A 20653-nucleotide genomic window follows, 5' to 3' on the forward strand; every position below is an offset into this window, starting at 1 on the left:
GACATAATAATGAGAGAAGCTTCAATTCCGTTACTTAAAAGATTTTCATATTTCCTTTTTGGTGTGCTGTTTATGTGCAACAACAGCTTTGCTGAAATTAATAAAACAGATGAGCAAGGAGTAAACGCCTTATCTGCCAGCAATATCACACCTACTGGTTTTACCTGTAATTGGGAAGCTTATGAAGGTGCTTTTTATTATCATGTTGAAATTGCTGAGGATGCCGAATTTATTAATATCGTTGCTCAGCTTGGCTATGATGGTACTATTACAGCAACTCAGGTTGACTTTACTGAAGCAGACCCGAATACAACTTACTACTACAGGGTGCAGCCATTTATACTTGGTGAAGAATTTCCGTATAGTAATGCTGTCAGTGTTTTAACCAGTTCTTTTGATAATCCAACAGCCTTACCAGCTACCGAAATATCATCTATGAGTTTTACATGTAACTGGAATGAATTTTCAGGTGCAGATTATTATCAAATAGATATTTCAGATAATTCGAATTTTGATAATATTGTTGGTCAGTATGGCTATAATGGCAGTGTTACTTCAACTAGTCTTATATTTTCTGCAGAACCAAATACGAATTATTATTATAGGGTAAAACCTATAGTTGAGGGTTTTATTTTTAATTATAGTAATACTGTTGAAGTATTGACATCACCTCCTGCTCCTCAGAATGTTCAGGTAAGTCAAGAAACTTTGGATGGATTTACAATAAATTGGGATCAGATTAATGGTATAACAGACTACCGTCTAAGTATATATGAAGGAGATCCTAAAAATGGTATTCAAGTCATCAATAATGAATTAATAACAGGTTTATCTTATTCGGCTTATGGATTAAAAGCTGGTTATGAATATGTCTTTGAAATTCATGCTGAGAATGCCTCTGGTTTGTCAGAAGCAATATCTGATAACGCTATTTTAAAAGTTAATGCTCCCATTATAAATGAGGCTTTACCTATTGAGCATAATGGTTTTACCGCAAATTGGGAATTAGTAACTGGAGCAGATTACTATGAAGTTGAATGGGCTACAAATGCTAATTTTGATCCTATTTATATAGAGGGTACTAATGATAGGATTTATACTAATCAATTACTTATTGAGGATCTTATTAAAAATACAAATTACTTTTACAGGGTTAGAGCTTACAATGTACAGGGTTGGTCTGAATATTCAGCTGTACAGTCCGTCACAACACTTGCTGAAGCCTCAAATTATTTTAGTCTATCAGAGGCTACTACCAGTTCATTTAAGGTAAGCAATTATGAAGTAAGTGGTGTTTCTCAATATCAAATTAATGTTTATCAAAATAATAACATCTCTGAAGGTGAGAAAGGTGACGAATTCTTCTTTGAAGTAAATAATACCGAGTTTACTATAAATAGTTTAAATCCAGGAACGGAATACGCGGTAAGAATAGCTTCTTGGAATGGCACTAAATATTCAGCTTATTCTGAAGTCCGATATATTTATACTGTGGCTTCTCCACCAGTTTTAGAACAATCTACTAATATTGAGCATACAAAAGACGATGAATATTCATTTGATCTTTATTGGTCAGATGTAAACTTAGCGGAAGGTTACGTAATCGAGATATCTGATAATCCAACTTTTGATCAGAATGGTTATATAAGAGAGTATGGAGCTTCTGGTGGTTCAGGTGCATTTGGCAGAACCATAAGAGATGCAAAAGCAGGAACTTTATATTATTGTAGAATTAAAGTTTCTCAAGGAGTTAGTTCGGATTGGTCAGAAACAATTTCAGTATTGATGCCGCCAAAACGTATAGATAAAATAGAGGTTAATAATATTACTCCTTTCTCCGCAGAAGTAAACTTTAGCACTTATAATTCACCATCGGCAACTAATTTTAGGCTTAAGTTATCCAAGTCGGAATCAAATGAATATGAATATTTATATGTTACAAAGAACGGTGATGAATATTCAGTTATTGTTAATGATTTAGAGGAAAACACGAATTATCATGTTGCCATAGCTGGAGAGAATAGTGGTGGTCAAGGTAGGTTTAGATCTAAAAACTTTAAGACATGGACTACTCAACCTCACATATGGGGCATAGGTGGTAATGATGACAATTATATTATGTACTGGCAAGCAACCTATAATGCTTCTGAATACCTACTAGATGTAGCTTATGATGCCGAATTTACAAACTTTGTTAATGCCGAGGGAGTAACGTATAATGATTTTTCAATTGCTGCTGAAGCAGTAAATGCTGGCCATCAACAATCCTATATATTTGATTTTATTCAACCAGTTGTAACATATTATTTTAGGATAAGAGCTAAGAGCGATCAGGGCACATCAGCCTATTCCAATACTTCAAGATTAACAGGTCCCCCATCACCACCAACCAATGTTATTTATAGTAATGTGACTACTGATGGTTTTGATTTAGCTTGGGATTTCTCACCAAATGCTGATCAATATGTAGTAAAAATTAAAGACCAAAACGATAATGAAGTAACAGGCTGGTCAATCAAAAATTCTAATGGAACAGCTTTTTCTGGGGAAGGGAATAGTGTAAATATTTCAGGTCTAATATCAGGCTTAACCTATGAAGTTAAGGTTCTCTCTTATGTGAGTGCAACTAATACATATTCTTATGGATATCGTGGCGAATCGAATATTATCACTTTAAAGATGAATCCTCCTACTAATTTAACAGCCTCATTTATTGATGCTTATAAATTTTCTTTTAATTGGAGTCCTCCCAGTGGAGCAATAGCGTATGAATTAGAGGTGGCTAAAGATGATAGTTTTAGCAATATTATTTTAGAAGAAACACTAGGTGTAGAGTATAATACAAAAGAAGTTGATGAGCTTGAGCCTGACACGAAATACTATGTTCGTATGAGAGCCAAGAATGAGCTCTATACATCAGAGAATTCAGAAGTACTACAATTAAGAACAGCCTCATTTCCACCTCAGAATCTAGTTGTATCGGCTGTAGGTACTAATTCCTTCTTAGCTTCTTGGGATCCTTTAACTTTTGCTGATGGTTATTTAGTAGATGTGGCAACTGATAAAGATTTTACGAACTATGTAGGGAATTATGAAGCATTTGACCTAAGTACTACTCAACTTCAGATCAATTCTTTGGAGCCCAATAAGCAATATTTCATAAGAGTGCGGGCTTATTCTGAAGGTGGTGAAACAGGTAATTCTAGAATTAAGCAAACACTAACTTTGCCAGTAAAACCGCAAGCCTTGGCAGCCAAAAAAGTTACATATAGTTCTTTCAAAGCTAATTGGTTAGCTATAGAAGGCATCAACATATATGAAATTCAGGTAGCTTCTGATGAGGAGTTTAATAATATTTTAAATGGTTATGATAATGTAGGTGTTTCTGATAATAACTTATTGGTAGAACCAGGTGAATTTAACACGGACTTGTTCTACAGGGTTAGAGCCGTAAATGCTACAGGCTTTTCTAACTATTCAAATGTGATTACTGTAGAGAATCTAAACAGATGGATTTTGGCACCAGGAGCAAATCATAGCTACAGAGAAGGTGAGGTTGTTACACTTGGTTTTGCAAGTGAAATGCCTGCAGTAACTCTATATCTCTACAATAATGGTTCTTTATTAAAAGAAATTGATCAACTAACTGCTGCTACAACTTCTTATAATTATACAGTTGATATTCCAAAAGGAGTAGGTTACACCTTTAGGGCTGTTGCCGCAGATGGTGAAGAAGCCAGAAGTGAATATGCATTTGCCGTAATCGGGGAGGAAAATTATGTAAGGACAACCAGGGTAAAGAAGGAAGGAGTTTTGTTGGAGACTGACCTTGAAAACCTTGCCGTAGATGAAGCGTCTATTTCAACTGAATTTTATGACGGTTTGGGTAGACTCAAGCAAAAAGTAATGCAAAATTATACCCCAGAACAGAGAGATTTAGTAGAGACTTATGGATATGATGCGGTTGGCAGAAGAAATAAAAGCTATTTACCAATGCCAGTAGAAGAGGCTGAAGGATGGTTTAAGTCAGCTTTGATTGATCCAAACAATGGCGATTATACCAATGATTTACTTGATAGATATGCTGAACTTCCTGCAGTCGCACAAGATGAATTTTTGTATTCAGAAACTACTTTTGAGGCTTCACCCTTAAATAGACCAGTAGCAGAAAATGCTCCTGGTACTGCCTGGGCTAAAGATGGAAACAATCGTCCTGTTTTTACAGAATATCTCATAAATGGAGATGATGAAGTTTTAAAGTTTGTTATTGATGGATCATCATTATCAGTGGTAGACTATTTTGCTGCTGGTAGCTTCGAAAAGATATTAATAACAGATGAGGATGGTAATCAATCGGCTACTTATACAGATGCTTTTGGCAAAACTATCTTGAAGAGAAATTACCTGACAACAACTGAATACGCAGATACTTATTATGTATATGATATAAGAGACAATTTAGCTTTTGTTTTACCTCCAGAGTTAATTAAGAACCTGAACACAGAAAATGGTGATATCGATGCTAATCTTTTGAATAATTATGGGTTTTACTATCAGTATGACGGCCGCAATAGAATGGTGGTTAAAAAAGTACCCGGAGCCGAAGAAGTATTCATGGTATATGATGACAGAGATAGACTGGTTTTAACACAGGATGGAAACCAGCGCATAAATGATCAATGGCTATTTACTAAATATGATGTCTTAAACAGGCCAGTCATGACCGGAATCTTTGAAATGGAAGAGCATAGAAATTCTATTCAAGATTTTCTGAAGGATTATGCCAAGAGTACTTTTAAGTGGAGTTTCACAAGTGGTCTGTCATTGGAAGCTAATAAAATAGAGAGAATAGAAGGACAAGGATGGGGTGAAGAAACCGCTATTTCAACTAATTATCTAGAGAAAAATGTAGATGGTGAAATAGCTATGAAAATAACCTCTTTGGCCTATAATGGCTCCTTTGGCTTATCTGATAATATTGAAGAAAGACATAAGAACTCAATAGATTACTCTTTCTTTATAGATGATAATGAAATACTTAGAATTTATGAAAATGGTTCTTATGCGGGCTCAGTGTCCTATGGAAATTATGAGATTGGTGATGTACTAACCATAAGAAGAATAGGTGATGAAATTAATTATTATCATAATGATAAGTTGCTACACACCACTACATCGGCAAACACTCAAAACCTGCATGCTATTGTAGATATTTATAAGGCGGGTGGATCATTTGAATATTTAACTAATAAAGAGACTGAAGGTACAGATAATAAAAGCTTTGGTTATTCAAATACAGCCTTCCCACATATTACTGGCGGAACTACTGTATTAAATACAACCTATTATGATAATTACAACTTCAAGAATTATGTTGGTTTAAATACTGGTATGTATGATTTTCAAGCTGAATATGTACATGGCAATGCTTTTGAACAAACCGTACAAGTTACTGGACAGGTAACTGGTGGCTTAACCAATATACTCGGAACAAATGAGATGCTGGCAACAGTTAATTATTATGACGATAGGTATAGGCTGATTCAGTCAATATCCGATTTATCAATTAATAAAATAGCAACTACTTCAAGTGTCTATGATTTTTCAGGTAAAGTGCTTGATGAAACCACTCATTACCGAATCAAAAGTATTCCTATTAAGTGGACTAATTTGAATAATGTAACCCTAAATGATTACACTCAAGGTTTAGTTAAAAATACTTATAACTCATTTAACGGGGGAGCAAACTCTCTAAATACTTTAGCTGCCGGAGAAGATGGATGGGTGAGTGTAACCATCGATAAGAAAAGAAGTCAATATGCATTTGGTTTAAATGAATTGAATACTACTGCTAGTTATTCTGATATTGATTATGGCTTTTACTTTTTTGAAGAAGATAAATATAAAATAATTGAGCAAAGTGGCTCTGATATGAATATCTATGAAGCTTACAACATAGGTGATGAGTTCAGGGTTGAGCGAAACGATGGTAATATCTATTACTATCATAATGATCAATTAGTGCATGAATCTGAAGAATTCAGTTCTAGTGATCTGGTGATAGATGTCAGTATTTGGAAATCTGGTTATGAATTAAAAACCATTAGCGCCTCATTCGGACTAGATAATAATGTCAAGGATGAACTCGATTTAAACATTCACTATACCTACGACCATGCCGATAGACTCATGGAAGTAACGCATGAAGTAGCGGAACCAGTAAAATGGGAAGGCTTAGTGGGCTATGAAATTGATAAAGATGGAGGGTTAAAACAAGCTGGTACTTCCAGTTACGACAATACCAATGCATACTCTACTATTCCAATTAAATTAGAAAGTGATGGTAGCTATGGTGTAAAGATTGAAACCTTAGGCAGATTTCTAATTGGTTTGAATAACGATCCAACAGGAACTTCTTATAAGGACATGGATTATGCTTTATATGTAGCATCAAATGGTCAATTGTATGCTTATGAAAATGGTGGAAGAAAAACAAATGCAGGTCTGGCTTATTTTGAAATAGGTGATCGAGTGGCAATAATAAAGAAAGGTAATCAAATTTATTATACCCATAATGGAGAAGTATTTTACCCTTCTAATAAACCGGTAACAACTGACCTATATGCCGATGTAACCTCATATAATGTGGGAGATAGAATAGTAGATGCACAACTATCCACCACCGGCCCGCAACTCATGGTGTCTAACGAATACAATGAACTGGGGCAGTTGATCAAGAAGAATTTACATGAGGATGATGAGCAGTTTACACAATCAGTAGACTACCGCTACAACATCAGGGGTTGGTTGACCAGAATCAATAATGCGGATTTAAGTCCTGATGGTACGGAGCAACCTGACCTGTTTGGTATGGAAATGGGCTATACCGATAACCTAAGCTTAACAGGAGCCGATGCCCAATATAATGGTAATATTGCGGGCATTAAATGGGCTAGTAAACGAAATATTTTAGACGATATGGCAGATCCTATCAAACGAAGTGCTTATGGTTACAACTATGACGCGCTGAATAGAATTAGAAATGCAAATTTCTTTGAAGGAGCCAATTATGATCCTAACCAGAAGTATCAATTAGAAATCCCTGCTGACGGCTATGATATGAATGGTAACATCATGTATCTGAATAGAAAAGATGAAAATGGAGCTGCTATGGATCAGTTGCGTTATCATTACACAGGTAATCAATTGGATTATGTATCGGATGCTTCTAGTAATGAAGCTGGTTTCAAAGATGGTAATACCAACTCTGATGATTATGCCTATGATGGGAATGGTAACATGATGCAAGACCTTAATAAAGGTATAACGGCCATTACCTATAACCATTTGAACCTGCCACATAAAGTGACTTTTGATAATGGAGATTATATAAATTACCTGTACGATGCTGCCGGCACCAAATTAAGACAAGAAGTATTTAAGAATGGTACATTTGAGAAGGCTACCGACTATGTAGGTGCTATGATCTTCGAAAACGATGAGTTGCAATTTGTGCAAACGTCAGAAGGTAGACTAGTACCTCGCGCGGTGGAGCACAGTAATGATTTTGAATACCAGTACCATTTAAAAGATCATTTGGGTAATGTGCGTAGTACTTTTGCCGTAAGAGAGGATGATTACAATACCAGTTTTGAAACGCCAACTAACGACTATTTCGATAATTATGATGAAATTGATATAGTAGCCAACAACATGGCCAAAACAGGTGGCAGTAGCAATAGAATTGCTTCGTTTGGTGAAACTGCCCAGAGAGTAGGGATTACCAAAACTTTATTAGTGAGTGAAGGAGATGTAGTAAATGCTTCTATTTATGGTAAATATGTAGACTTACAAGAAGGCAATGAAGAAGTAAATGCACTGCCTTTTATTACCGCTTTAGCGAATATGTTATCGGGTGGTATTTTAGGAGGTGAAAATCCTATGGATGTAAGTGGTATTCAGGATGGCTTTGTACCTGCCGGAGCTTTGGCTGCCTCTAATGAAACCGGACCGCAAGCTTATTTTAATTATATTTTATTAGATAAAAGCTTTAATTATGTAGATGCTGGTTTTAAACAGTTAACAACTGCTGCAGCAGATAATGGTACAGGTAGTGGCTCACATGAATTATTACAATTTGAAGATATGACCATACCACATGACGGCTTTTTAATGTTTTTTGTGAGTAATGAAAGTGAGGAACTCACAGAAGTTTACTTCGATGATTTAATGATCAACCACCATAAAACAGAGTTGATACAAGCGGATGATTACTATCCATTCGGGCTGACTTTTAATTCCTACAAAAAAGTATACGACAAGAAAAACTTTATGAACACCTTCCAAGACCAAGAGTATGAGCAAGAGACAGGTTGGGTGAAGTTTAAATGGAGAAACCACCAACCAGAGTTGGGCAGGTTCTTTAATGTTGATCCATTGGCCGAGGATTATTATTATAACTCAACTTACGCTTTTAGCGAAAATAAAGTAACCGCTCATATTGAGTTGGAAGGTTTAGAATCATACAGCATTAATAATGGCGAAAATAGTTTTGAGTCAGCTTATAATTCTTTTTCTAATTGGCTTTCGAACTTGGTAAACGTTACATTTAATTTATCTCAAACTAATTTTTCAAATGAAGAAGAAGTAGAGGATTTTGAAAATTCAATGCAACAAGCTTCTACCATAAATCAGGTCAGTAAGGTAGGTCAGAATTTTTCATCTGGTGATATTCAACCTTATGTTACAATATCTTATGGAAAAGAGGCAACGAATGTTATTGATGCAGTTAACGGAAATGGTTCTATTACATTAAGCCCATCAGGAGTTTTATTAGGTGGTGGGGTAGATTATTCAACCCCTTCCGCTCTTCCATCATTGAGTGTCTCTGGTGGTATTACAATAGGTAATTCCAGTAATACTGAAGGATATTTTGGTGGTACAACTGGATATAATGGAATCGGTGTTGAAACTTCATCTACATATTCACTTAGGCAACAACAAATAGGAATAGTTATTTCTACAGCTTGGATTTGGAGTGGTGTTTACACTGGAATAAGTAAGGAGGTTTATAGTTTTGACAAATGAGACATAAACTGCATGCAATAAGTATATATATAATTTTATATCTAACTATAAGATTTAGTATCGCGGACATCTCTATAGGTAGAATAAATAATTATTTTCTGAATGGTATTATGTTCATTTTAATAATTTTAATTATTGTTGGTCAAACCAATCTAAAGAAAAAAATTAGAATGAAAGATTATCTCTTAAAATTAGAAGTAATCCTAATCGGTATAATTAGCATACTATTAATTGAATATTTCATATTTTGGTTCTAAAAATTTACAATAATTCTTGAAAAGAAGATGAATAAAATTAAGCAGCAATTACTTTTACTAATATTTCTACTATTCCATTTAGGTAATGCCTTATATGCACAGGAAGAACCTCGTATAAAGAATACATTCAGAGAGTTTATTCTTAATCCTGATATTCTGGTTCCAGAAAGTTCTAGTTTAAAGCAATTTGCACTAGAAGATAAAATGGTAGACTTATATACTGGTAAAATAAATTTTAATATTCCTTTAGCATCAACTTCAGTAAAAGAATTTAGTTTACCAATTACGTTGAAATACTACAGTGGTGGAATTAAAGTAAAGGATATAGCTTCCTCGGTAGGACTAGGTTGGCAACTTGACTATAGTGGAGCCACCTTGACAAGAGAACTGAAGGGTAATCCAGATGAACACCATACTTGTGGCCGATTCATCAATTTAGTAACAAATATGGGTGAAAGAAACGGAGAAGTTAAAGAAGTTTACTATAAAGGTTTAACAATAGATGATTGGATCAGGTTATTGCGAAATGACGAAATTTATAATGATGAAAATTCTCAGTTTTATCCTGATGAGGATAAATATAATATTGAAGAACATTTTGCCAAAAATCTTATAAGCAATAATGAAGATAATATTTATTGTGTTTGGGGAAATGCTGATACCGAACCAGATATTTTTCATTTTACTTTGCCTTCAGGACATGGTCGATTCATCTTGGATTCTTCAGGACAGCCAAAAGTTATCTCTGGAATGGCAGATGCTAAGATAGTACCAGCGATTGGTCCTAAAGCTAATACAACTAATGAATGGAAAATAACGGATACCGATGGAAATGTATATGTATTTCCAAACCAAGAAGACTATTATGACATTACGAATTTAAGAACGCCTTCATTTTATGCAAGCGTAGCAAATGCAGCATATACAAAAGAGGAATTCTTAGATCAACCCTATAATCCCGGAGGATTTTACTATGAAAATGCCAATTTAGAATATGTCAATGCATGGTATTGCAAAGATATCAAGATTAATGGTAACTCTAATAATTTGATAACTTACGAATATACACAAAATGATAAAATAGAAACTTTTTACAATGCAGAAGAACGTAGGTTTTATTATTCCACCGAATATAGGCAATGGGATGGATCAGATTATTCTGAATATCATTTAGAAAATAATTACACGGTATTTGATCAGCCATTAGAGGATATATATGACTTCGTTAATCCAGCTGACTATCAAAATGATATTTGGTATAACCCGATTTATCGAAAAGTGGTTAAACCCAATAGAATAAAAACAATAATATTGCCATATGGTAGAATAAACTTTGGATATTCTGAAATAGAAAGACTGGATTTAGAATCTAACTATGCACTGAACGAAATAACAATTCAAGATTATAGTGAAAATGTATTTCAGCGAATCTTATTTAATTATGACTATTTTCAGAATGATGATTATAGTAGGTTGAAATTGGTAAGTGTTAATTTAAATGGCGAATTATATAATTTTCAATATGATGACTTATTACTGCCTTCTTATGACTCAAAATCTATTGACTTCTGGGGATTTTTTAATCAAAAGGAGAATTCGGAATTGGCTCCTTCCATTAACTACAGGGGAGTTTTGAAAACCTGGGCTAATAGGAATCCTGATGAGATAGCCACAAAAGCTAATTTGTTGAAAAGTGTGGTTCTGCCAACGGGAGGTAAATATGAATTCTATTTTGAACAAAATGATTTTGTAAATGACCAAGGTTTAGAATTACCAATTGGAGGAGTTAGAGTAAATCAAATAGACCTACGGGGTACTAATAATGAGCTGATAGAATCAAAAAGTTTCAATTATGATATTACAGGAAAAAGCTCTGGTCGTATTGCTAATTTAACTGATAATTGGTCGCAATTTTTTAAAAGAACACATTCATTCATTGATTTGCGAGACGGTTCTCGTACGTATGGAAAATTTAATTATGTCCATGTTAATTCAGAGAGTTTTTATGAATTACATCAAACAAAAAGTGGGACAGTTGGCTACGGGAAAGTTTCAGTAATACATAATGATAACTCTAAAAAAGAATATAGCTTTTCAACATCGGATGATTTTAAAGATATTGAATCTAATAGAATAATTACTTCTTTAAGAGAAGAAATAACCAGAAGTAGACCTCCTGAGTTTCTTAGTACTTCTTTAGATGAAAAAAGAGGTAAGCTAAAGCTGGTGAATGAATACAATAACCAAGGATACTTAGTGAAATCTACAGAATTGACCTATAGCTATGAACCTAAATCTTATACTCAACCTACTGAGTTCGGTTTAAGGTTTACTTATATTCCAGATTTTTATTTTTGGACAACTAGTCAATATACCAGTGGTTGGATAGTACCTTATGAAGAAAGTACTTATGGCTTTGAAACGTATAGTATTAGAGCTTTTTTTCCTAAAATCTCGAAGAAAACTGAAACATATTATAATAATAATGTGAAACACAAATTGACGAAGAATTATCTCTATGATAGTGAGAATCATTTTCAATTAACCTCAAACGAGATATTAGTAAATGATGAATTAAAAGTAAAAGAGGAGTTTGTTTATTCTTCTGACTTATTTTTTCTAGAAGACATAGATTTGGGAGGGAATACTATTCAAGTAAAAAGATATTATATCCCGAAAGATAAGAATAGGATTGGACGTCCTGTACAATATTTAAAAATAAAGAATAATCAAGTTGTTGCCGCAAACTTCAATAAGTGGGAGTCAATCGAAGGCTATTATGCACCAACAAAGAATTACCGTTTAAATGGGACAATTGCTTACAATGACTTTGTAAAACCAGTTTATAATGATAACCAATTGCAAATAGATAATAGGTTTGAGTTAAAGGAGGAAAAAACTCTCAATGAATATTTTTCTGTGACAGAGTCTATAGATGGTCATGGAATAAAATATCAATATAGTTGGGGATATAAAGAATCTGAAATAATTGCGAAGGTAAGTAATACTGAAAATGGATTTTTCTTTACAAGTTTCGAAGATGTCAATGATTCATGGAATGCTCCACAAAGTGAAATGAGTGATTTAGCTAAAACTGGTTCAAAAAGTATTAAACCTTTAAATGTATTAGAAGTTCTTGAACCTCTATCTGCAGGTCAATATTATGTTGAAGTTTACTTAAAGAGTACCAATGGGTCTACTTCTGAAACCGTTACTATTGATAATATTAATGGCGAGACTCCGATTAATGTTGACGATGAGATTGAAGTGGACAGTGAATGGACTTATAATAAAATACCTATTACCGTAGATGAGGCGACTCAATTGGTGTTTAATTCAACGGGAAATATTTTGTTTGATGAACTACGCATTTACCCTGTTGATGCGCAAATGGAATCATACACCTATGAGCCTTTAGTGGGTATGACTTCTATGAATGATGCCAATGGAAGAATCACCTATTTTGAATATGATGAGGCCGGCAGACTTAAACTCAAGCGTGACCATGAAGGTAATATACTTGAAGCTTTTGAGTATAATTACGTAAATAAGTAAGATTTGAAAATGCCACCTCGTTCAAGGTGGCATTTTTAGTTTTATATGAATATAAAAAAGTAGATGCTTCCAGCATGAGTTTCCTACTTGTGGTTATTTCGTAGGGATCTTATTGTATGTTGATATGGATTAAAAAGATGCTTCCAGCATGACAGTAGAGATTTGTTAACCAACAATGCAATCAGATGCTTCTAGCATGACATGACACCACAAAAAAATCCAGACTAATTAGTCTGGATTTTCATTTAAAAGTTATCAAAGTCAGGGTCTTCTTCACCTGAATCATAGTCGTCTTCGTCTAAATCATCGAAGTTCTGGTATTTGATGTCGTCCTCATCCTCTTCATCGTAGTCGTCCTCATAGTCATCTTCATTATCTGAGTCAAAATCATCTTCTTCTTCAAATTCATCATCAAGAGATACTTCATCATCCCAGCCGTTGTCGTCTTCATCATATTCGCTAAAACTGTCGAAATCTGATGCAAAATTAAGTGCCATGTTATTTACATAAAAACGTTATGAATACGCTGTAAATATAGTTGAGTTTTTAAAAATCAATAATATGTTATAATTATTTTTTATTAAGTTTTTATGAACTTCTAATTTGCTGGATACCAGTTCCTTAATCGTACATCTATGTCGGTATTTTTTTCATTTACAAGGGCCTTAAACTTATCAATATCTGATAGACCTCCTTTGCCTCTATAATGATAAGGGTAAACTACCTTCGGGGCAAAATCCAAGACACCATCTGCTGCTTGATCAACATCCATAGTGTAAGGTAAATTCATGCATACAAAGGCTACATCAATATTTTTCAAAGTGCGCATTTCAGGTATAGCCTCTGTATCTCCCGAAATGTAAATGCGTTTACCACCAATGGTTAAAACATAGCCATTTCCTCTGCCTTTTGTATGTCGGTTATCTGGTGATTCAGGTAGGTTATACATAGGAATGGTTTCTATCTGTATGTTCATTATTTGATTAGATTCACCATTATTGATAACCTCAATTGAACTATTATCAATATCCTGCATTTGATCAGCTACGGCTGATGGCACTACAAATATAGCCTGTGAAGTCTCTAGTGCTTGGAGCGTTTTCTTGTTGAGGTGATCACCATGGATATCAGTAATGAAGATCAGGTCCGGCTTGTTGAAATTTTGAAATGCTTCAGCACCCCCATAAGGATCAAAGTAAATGGTTTTGTCATTCCATTCCATCACCAGAGTGGCATGCTGTATAGGATAGATTTTTAACACACCTTGCTCAGTTTGAATTATCTCTTGGGCGGTGGCTTGAAAAGAAAAAGTTATAGCGAGTAATAATAGTAATTGCTTCATAGGACACATTTTTTTTATGCAAACCCAAAAGAACTGAAACTGTTAAAACAAAAATGGCTTCCAACAAATTGTCAGAAGCCATTTAAATGGAGTTGTCAAAGATTTATTTAATCAATATCTGCGCTTTATAATGTTGATTACCACTTTGGATGCTAAGTATATACATGCCGGCTTCAAATTGGCTTAAGTTTAAAGTGTTTTGGTTAACTGGTAATTCTGCTACCTGCTTACCTGAAACATCTATCAAACTAATTTTCGAAATTTTGATATGATTGCTGTTAACTATGTTCAACTCATTCTCCACCGGATTCGGGTATAAGCTTATACCTGCCTCTGACAGATTTTTGTTTGAAAGTATATCTATTGAGGCATTAACTACATTTGAATAATCAGAGCTACCTCCTTGATTAGCCGCATTAACTCTATAGTTATAGGTGTTTGAGTAATCAGGTAAGCTAGTGGTAAATGTGGTTATATCTGCTGCAACAGAATCTATGAGTTCAAACATAGTTTGATTATTAATTTTTCTCTCTATGTAGAAGAACTCCTCATTATCTGAATTATCTATCCAAATTAACTGAATTTGAGCATTTTCTAAATATTCAGTAGTAAGGTCGGAAGGGTCTTTTGGAGCAAATAAAGTATTACTAGCACAAATATTTAATTCCCAGTTTGTAATCGAACCTCCGTCCTCATCATATCCATCAATTACTATTAATTTCCAACTTCCAGAAATACTTTCACCGATAAATTGTCCGAGAGACTCTTTTGCTGTATAAGTATTGCCATCAGAAGGAGGACAAGGGATATCAGAAGCATCTTCTCCGCTGATATCACTAAAGGAAATATTAAGGTTGTTTTCACTACCGCATATTTCAGATAACAAAGTAACTTGGGTGCCACTTGGACTCTCTAAAATTAACGTTAGATCTGAAATGTAGCTATGTGTTATGTTAATATTAGAAACTTCAATACTCTCAATTGTACCATTTGCCTCAATATTTACTGAAGAAATTATTGTTTGCGGAGTTGTACCTATAGATTTTGGTAAATCAGTGGCAGATAAAACGATACAGTCTATTTCTGCCGTTGTAAAACTAATGGTCTCAAAATCACTCGTTCCACAACTATTTTTGGCTGATAATCTGGCAAAGTATGTAGTTGTAGATTCCAATTGATTAGAAAGTTGAACAGTTTTCTCGGCAATATCGGTAATTGATTCAACAATGTTTGAAAAAGCCTCATCAGTGGCAATATCCAAATCATAGGTTGTAAGTAAATTACTATCTGTCCATTCAAAAATAGGTTGTAAACTAGTACTTTCACTCACGTTAGGAAGAATGAAGTCTGGTGCTACAGGGTTGTTGGTAATAGTAAAGTTGACCTTATAAGACTTCTCTTCGTTGTTGGTAGTTCCTACTATATCAAATTCAAATGTACCTGAAATAGCCTGTGCATTGGTTAATGTTAAGGTTGTTTCTTCTCCGGGATTAATCGTTGAACTGGCGAAACTAGCACTTAAATCAGATGCTAAATTAGCAGTGCTCAAAGTAATTTGCTCTGTAAAACCTAAGATAGATTGTGTTGACAGGTCGATTACAACTTCGTCTTCAGGGCAAAAGCTGTTAGTAGTTAATGAAGCTGTAATCGTAAATGTTGGCTCAGTTGCCTCTGAAATTGTAATGCTGCCAGGTGCTATGTTGAAAAATATATTTTGTGCAGCAGCAACTTTTACTTTTACTTCATCAGAATTAATGTTAGGTAACTCAATAACTTCAGATCCATCATTGGCCGTATTTTCTTTTACCAAATACTCGAACGTTTGGCCATTATCATCTGACACATAAATGTTAACATTGGCGCAGTTAATTGGGCTTTGGTTAGTGTTCGCTACATCCCAGTTTACAGTTATATTCTCGTAACCAGCGTATGATCCACTTACTTCGTCAACGGTGAAAGGGCCACCTGCATCACTCACAGAAAATGAAATTAAGTCATTGTTTACTCCTCCAACAGCCTGATCATCTCTAACAGTTAAAATAAAACTCAAATCACGAGCATAATCAGGAAGAATTTCACCTTTCGTTTGTGTTTCATTGATAATGTCTGATAGTTGAGGAAATATCCTAAAGCTATCAGTAGTAGGAACAAAACTTCTGAATAATGGAGCGTTACCCTCTGGAGTATTTGGTTCACCAGCGGGGCCTAAATCAAATTGTTCCCAGCTGTAGGTTAAATTATCACCATCGGGGTCTGTGGCTGATCCATTTAATTGAAAAGGAGTACTTACAGGAATTGTAAAACCGCCTGCTCCAGCTTCTACTTCAGGAATGTTATTTCCTGTATTAGAAGTTTCTGCACAACTATTTCCATTGGCATCTTGACTATAAATAGTAATATATTCTAAGCTGCTTGCATGAAAGAATGGTATACTGTTATTAGCAATGTTATCATTACCACAAATTCCTGCATAGGCCATGATAGTAACACCACTACCAGGCTCATAAGCTGTACTTCCTGATCTGTTTCCACCTGAACAAGATCCATTAACACCGTTGAATGTGTGTGGTCCTCCGAACTGGTGACCAATTTCATGGGCCACATAATCCACATCATAAGGATCACCAATAGGAGAGTTAGTTCCCGTTACACCACTTCCTTTTCTTCCAGTCTGACATACAACACCAAGTCCAGCTAGGCCTCCAGCACCAGTAGAAAAACCATGACCAATATCATAATTATCATTACCTATTGTGGCATCTATCTCTGCTTGTACCTCATCGATATACTCTCCTGCACTTCCGTTTGTAAATGGATCACTATTAGCATCGGTGTAGATCAATTGATCGTTATCGTCAACTAATAGCATGGTTATGGCTAATTCTCTTTCATAAATACCATTCACTCTGGCCATAGTAGTTACTATGGCGGCCATAGCGTCTGTTACAGTTCCACCATGGAATTGTGTGTATTCTCCTGTAGCTGCGATCGCAATTCTGTAAGTCCTTAGTTCAGGACCTGAAGGAGGTAATCTGAATTGCTTTGATTCAACTTGTTGTTTAACACGATTAAACTTCTCCTTATTATAAATGATGGGCTCATTTTCAGGAAAATAAGTTTTATCATTATTGAGATCTAAATCTTTTTTAAAGTAAGACTGGTAATTGTTCTTATCAGCTAGGCTAATAGGGTCAATGAAGTAGACACCTTCTTTGTTGAACACCATTGCACGAACCCCTTTGTGTGTAACAGTAATTCTTGCAGTTTCACCATCTTTTGTTTTTCCTATATAGGTTTTAATAGATGGGAATTTAGCTGCCAATTTATCGGACATCACTTTTGTATGTGATAAATTGAAAGTGACATTTTTACCTGTTGGATCAGGCAAATTAATACTCTTCAAAGCTGTGGCTTGCAGTTGTTTTAAATTAGCATTGTCAATACTGAAATCGTATTGTCTTAAAGTTGGGATAATCCGATTTGAAATTTTTTTACTTACCGGTGACCATTGTTGAGCAGAGGCTAAAAAGCCTGACATACTCATTAAAGCGATTAGCAAGAATTGAAAGAAGTTTTTCATTAAAAATAGTATAAGATAGTTTAATCGAGTTTCTAAAAGTAGTAATTATTTATTTAAAACTGAATTGAATAATTGGTAATAAAAAAAGCCAATGACTATCATTGGCTTTCTCTTTGCAGTAATAATTGCATTAATCTGCTACGCTTACCTCATCCTTGTCATTCACAAAAAGACTTAACAAACCAGCCAAAAGGAAAGATATACCTCCAACTATCATAGCGTAAATGGCATCATTCCAGAAGAAATTTTTAAGAATAAATCCTAGAATACCTGCAGCCACTATCTGCGGAATAACAATAAAGAAGTTAAATACACCCATATAATATCCCATTTTATTCGAAGGAAGCGCACTAGATAACATGGCATATGGTATAGATAATATACTTGCCCAGGCGATACCTATTCCTATCATAGAAAAGGCTAGCATATCAGGGTTTGAAATAAAGAAAATAGAAATTAAACCTGCCCCACCACAAGCTAATGCAAACAAATGAGTCCATCTTCTACCGATTCTTTTGGCCAGCAGGGGAAGCAGGAATGCAGCAATGGCGGCCACTCCATTATAGATGGCAAAGCACACACCCACCCAATCGGCACCTTCATTATATAATACTGATTTTGGATCAGTAACGCCATAAACATGTTCAGTTACTGCTGATGTTGTATAAATCCACATAGCAAATAAGGAAAACCAGCTAAAGAATTGTACAAAGGCTAGCTGCACCATGGTTTTAGGCATCTTAAAGATTCCTAAAAATGATTCTGCTAATCCACCAAAAATTCCTTTTTCACTATTTTCTTTTTTTAAGGCTTCAATATCTTCTGGTGGATATTCTTTTGTATTGAAAACTGTCCACATCACAGCAGATACATATGCTAAACCGCCTACATAAAATGACCATTTTACAGAATCAGGTATTTCACCTTCTGGGGCTGTATTACTAACACCAAATACATTAGTAAACAAATAGGGTAGAAGTGATGCTACAACAGCTCCAATACCTATAAAAAAACTCTGCATTGCAAAGCCACTTGTACGTTGCTCGTTTGGAAGCATATCACCTACAAAAGCTCTGAAGGGCTCCATGCTAATGTTAATGGAAGCATCCATGAGCCATAACATACCTGCTGCAATCCATAAGGTTGGTGAATTAGGCATAATGAATAAAGCAATAGAGGCTAGAATAGCGCCAACAGCAAAAAATGGTCTTCTTCGACCCCATTTGTTGCTCCATGTTCTATCAGAATAATAACCAATGATGGGTTGAACCAATAAACCTGTTACAGGTGCTGCTAACCATAATATGGGAAGATTGTCTTTTGAAGCCCCCAAGGTTTCGAAAATTCTACTAACGTTTGCATTCTGTAAGGCAAAACCAAACTGAATACCCATAAAGCCGAAACTCATATTCCAGATTTGCCAGAAACTTAATCTAGGCTTTTCTGAATTTATTGAAATATTGCTCATTACATATTATCTGTTTGCTGAAGCACATAGTATGACCATGGCTCCATGGAAAATTCGTTTGAATCAAATGATACATCAAAGTTTGTTAGCAAGTCTTTAAAGGTTTTTTGATATGCTTCATCCATAATGAATCTTTGAAAGTCATTCGATAGGTTAATGATTATGACTAATTCATCATTTCCTTTTTTACGGCTGAACGCAAAAATATTTTCAGCATTTGATGTCGAAATCCGATTGAAATCTCCTCCGTAGTTTGCATTCCATAACTCAGGATTTTCTTTCTTTAAAGAAATTAATTTATTGAACCAGTCTTGATAGGGTAGTTTATCCCAAGCAATTGTATCCTTGTCAAAAAATGCCAGACTTTTGTTCAAGCCGGCCTCCTGACCACTGTAAACCAGCGGCATGCCATCCAGCGTGAAGGTTAATAAGGAGATAGCGTTATAAGCAGAATCCAATCTTTCAAACACAGTACCACTCCATGAGTTTTCATCGTGGTTAGTGGTAAAATACATTTTAATATCTTCAGGGTCATACAAGCTATCTTCCTTATTCAGGTATGCTTCGAGGTCATTGGCATTCTTTTCACCTTTGGCGATAGCATGTGTCAAGTGTAAGAATTCCCAACCATAGCTCATATCAAAACCAGCATCATGAATTTCAGGTGTATCATCTTCAGCTAACATAAATATGTTTTTCACCTCCCTTAATTCTTTAATGGTATTCTCCCAGAAATAAGCCGGAACCATCCCAGCTACATCACATCTAAATCCATCAATGTCAGCTTCTGTTAACCAGAAGTTCATAGCTTCTTTCATGTCTGTCCTTAGGGAGTCATTTTCGTAGTTAAGATCGGCAACATCGGACCAATCTTGAACAGGCGGGATCATATTCCCTAACGAATCTTTTGTGTAGTAATCTGGATGTTCAGTTGTCCAGTGGTGGTCAAAGGCTGTGTGATTGGCTACCCAGTCTAACAGAACCACCATGTTATGCTCATGAGCTGTATTGACTAGCTCTTTAAAATCAGCCAGGTTACCGAATTCAGGATTTACAGCGGTGTAGTCCTTAATTGAATAATAACTTCCTAAACTGCCTTTTCTTTCTTTTTCTCCAATTGGTTGAATCGGCATAATCCAGAGCATTTCAACTCCCATTTCATTTAACCGCTTAATGTGAGGAATAAATGCTTTAATTGTTCCTTCAGCGGTGTATTGTCTGATATTGACTTCATAAATAGTCATATCTTTTGCCTTCTCAGGAAATGTTTCATCGCTTTGCTGAGTCTGTTCCTTTGCATGGTCTTTTTGTTCGCATGCTATAAAAAGGCTTACTAGTGCTACGAATAAGAGTTTTTTCATGAT

The 20653-nt window shown here is 35.0% G+C and carries 7 protein-coding genes; 2 read left to right on the plus strand and 5 right to left on the minus strand.

What is annotated here, in order from left to right; genetic code table 11:
• Positions 1–9 precede the first annotated feature (9 nt).
• Together JKP34_RS09905 and JKP34_RS09910 are read left to right on the plus strand one after the other, a co-directional pair.
• On the plus strand, positions 10–9087 hold the full coding sequence (locus JKP34_RS09905) for a fibronectin type III domain-containing protein (RefSeq protein ID WP_201920448.1): 9078 nt from the start codon (positions 10–12) through the stop codon (positions 9085–9087).
• A 284-nt stretch (positions 9088–9371) separates the two neighbouring features.
• Complete coding sequence (locus JKP34_RS09910; RefSeq protein WP_201920451.1) at positions 9372–12899, plus strand: hypothetical protein; 3528 nt, start codon at positions 9372–9374, stop codon at positions 12897–12899.
• A 245-nt stretch (positions 12900–13144) separates the two neighbouring features.
• Here the strand turns inward: JKP34_RS09910 and JKP34_RS09915 are convergent, their stop codons facing one another.
• The 5 genes from JKP34_RS09915 to JKP34_RS09935 all read right to left on the minus strand — a co-directional run bounded on the left by JKP34_RS09915 (position 13145) and on the right by JKP34_RS09935 (position 20650).
• On the minus strand, positions 13145–13396 hold the full coding sequence (locus JKP34_RS09915; protein ID WP_201920454.1) for a hypothetical protein: 252 nt from the start codon (positions 13394–13396) through the stop codon (positions 13145–13147).
• A 101-nt stretch (positions 13397–13497) separates the two neighbouring features.
• Entirely contained in the window at positions 13498–14241 is a 744-nt protein-coding gene (locus tag JKP34_RS09920) for an MBL fold metallo-hydrolase (RefSeq protein ID WP_201920457.1), read from the minus strand.
• Between the two features lie 103 nt (positions 14242–14344).
• Positions 14345–17821: a reprolysin-like metallopeptidase gene (locus tag JKP34_RS09925; RefSeq protein WP_201920459.1), complete on the minus strand. Its 3477-nt coding sequence runs from the start codon at positions 17819–17821 to the stop codon at positions 14345–14347.
• A 130-nt stretch (positions 17822–17951) separates the two neighbouring features.
• Entirely contained in the window at positions 17952–19289 is a 1338-nt protein-coding gene (locus JKP34_RS09930; protein WP_201920462.1) for an MFS transporter, read from the minus strand.
• Positions 19289–20650: an alpha-amylase family glycosyl hydrolase gene (locus tag JKP34_RS09935; protein ID WP_201920465.1), complete on the minus strand. Its 1362-nt coding sequence runs from the start codon at positions 20648–20650 to the stop codon at positions 19289–19291. The genes JKP34_RS09930 and JKP34_RS09935 overlap by 1 nt, the downstream gene beginning before the upstream one ends.
• Between the last annotated feature and the right edge of the window lie 3 nt (positions 20651–20653).

The organism is Marivirga atlantica (assembly GCF_016734805.1).
Lineage (GTDB): Bacteria > Bacteroidota > Bacteroidia > Cytophagales > Cyclobacteriaceae > Marivirga > Marivirga atlantica.

Bases quoted from the DNA above. Each gene is read 5' to 3' on its own strand.
- JKP34_RS09905 (WP_201920448.1), top strand. From the start codon at position 10: ATGAGAGAAGCTTCAATTCCGTTACTTAAAAGATTTTCATATTTCCTT.
- JKP34_RS09910 (WP_201920451.1), top strand. From the start codon at position 9,372: ATGAATAAAATTAAGCAGCAATTACTTTTACTAATATTTCTACTATTC.
- JKP34_RS09915 (WP_201920454.1), bottom strand. From the start codon at position 13,396: ATGGCACTTAATTTTGCATCAGATTTCGACAGTTTTAGCGAATATGAT.
- JKP34_RS09920 (WP_201920457.1), bottom strand. From the start codon at position 14,241: ATGAAGCAATTACTATTATTACTCGCTATAACTTTTTCTTTTCAAGCC.
- JKP34_RS09925 (WP_201920459.1), bottom strand. From the start codon at position 17,821: ATGAAAAACTTCTTTCAATTCTTGCTAATCGCTTTAATGAGTATGTCA.
- JKP34_RS09930 (WP_201920462.1), bottom strand. From the start codon at position 19,289: ATGAGCAATATTTCAATAAATTCAGAAAAGCCTAGATTAAGTTTCTGG.
- JKP34_RS09935 (WP_201920465.1), bottom strand. From the start codon at position 20,650: ATGAAAAAACTCTTATTCGTAGCACTAGTAAGCCTTTTTATAGCATGC.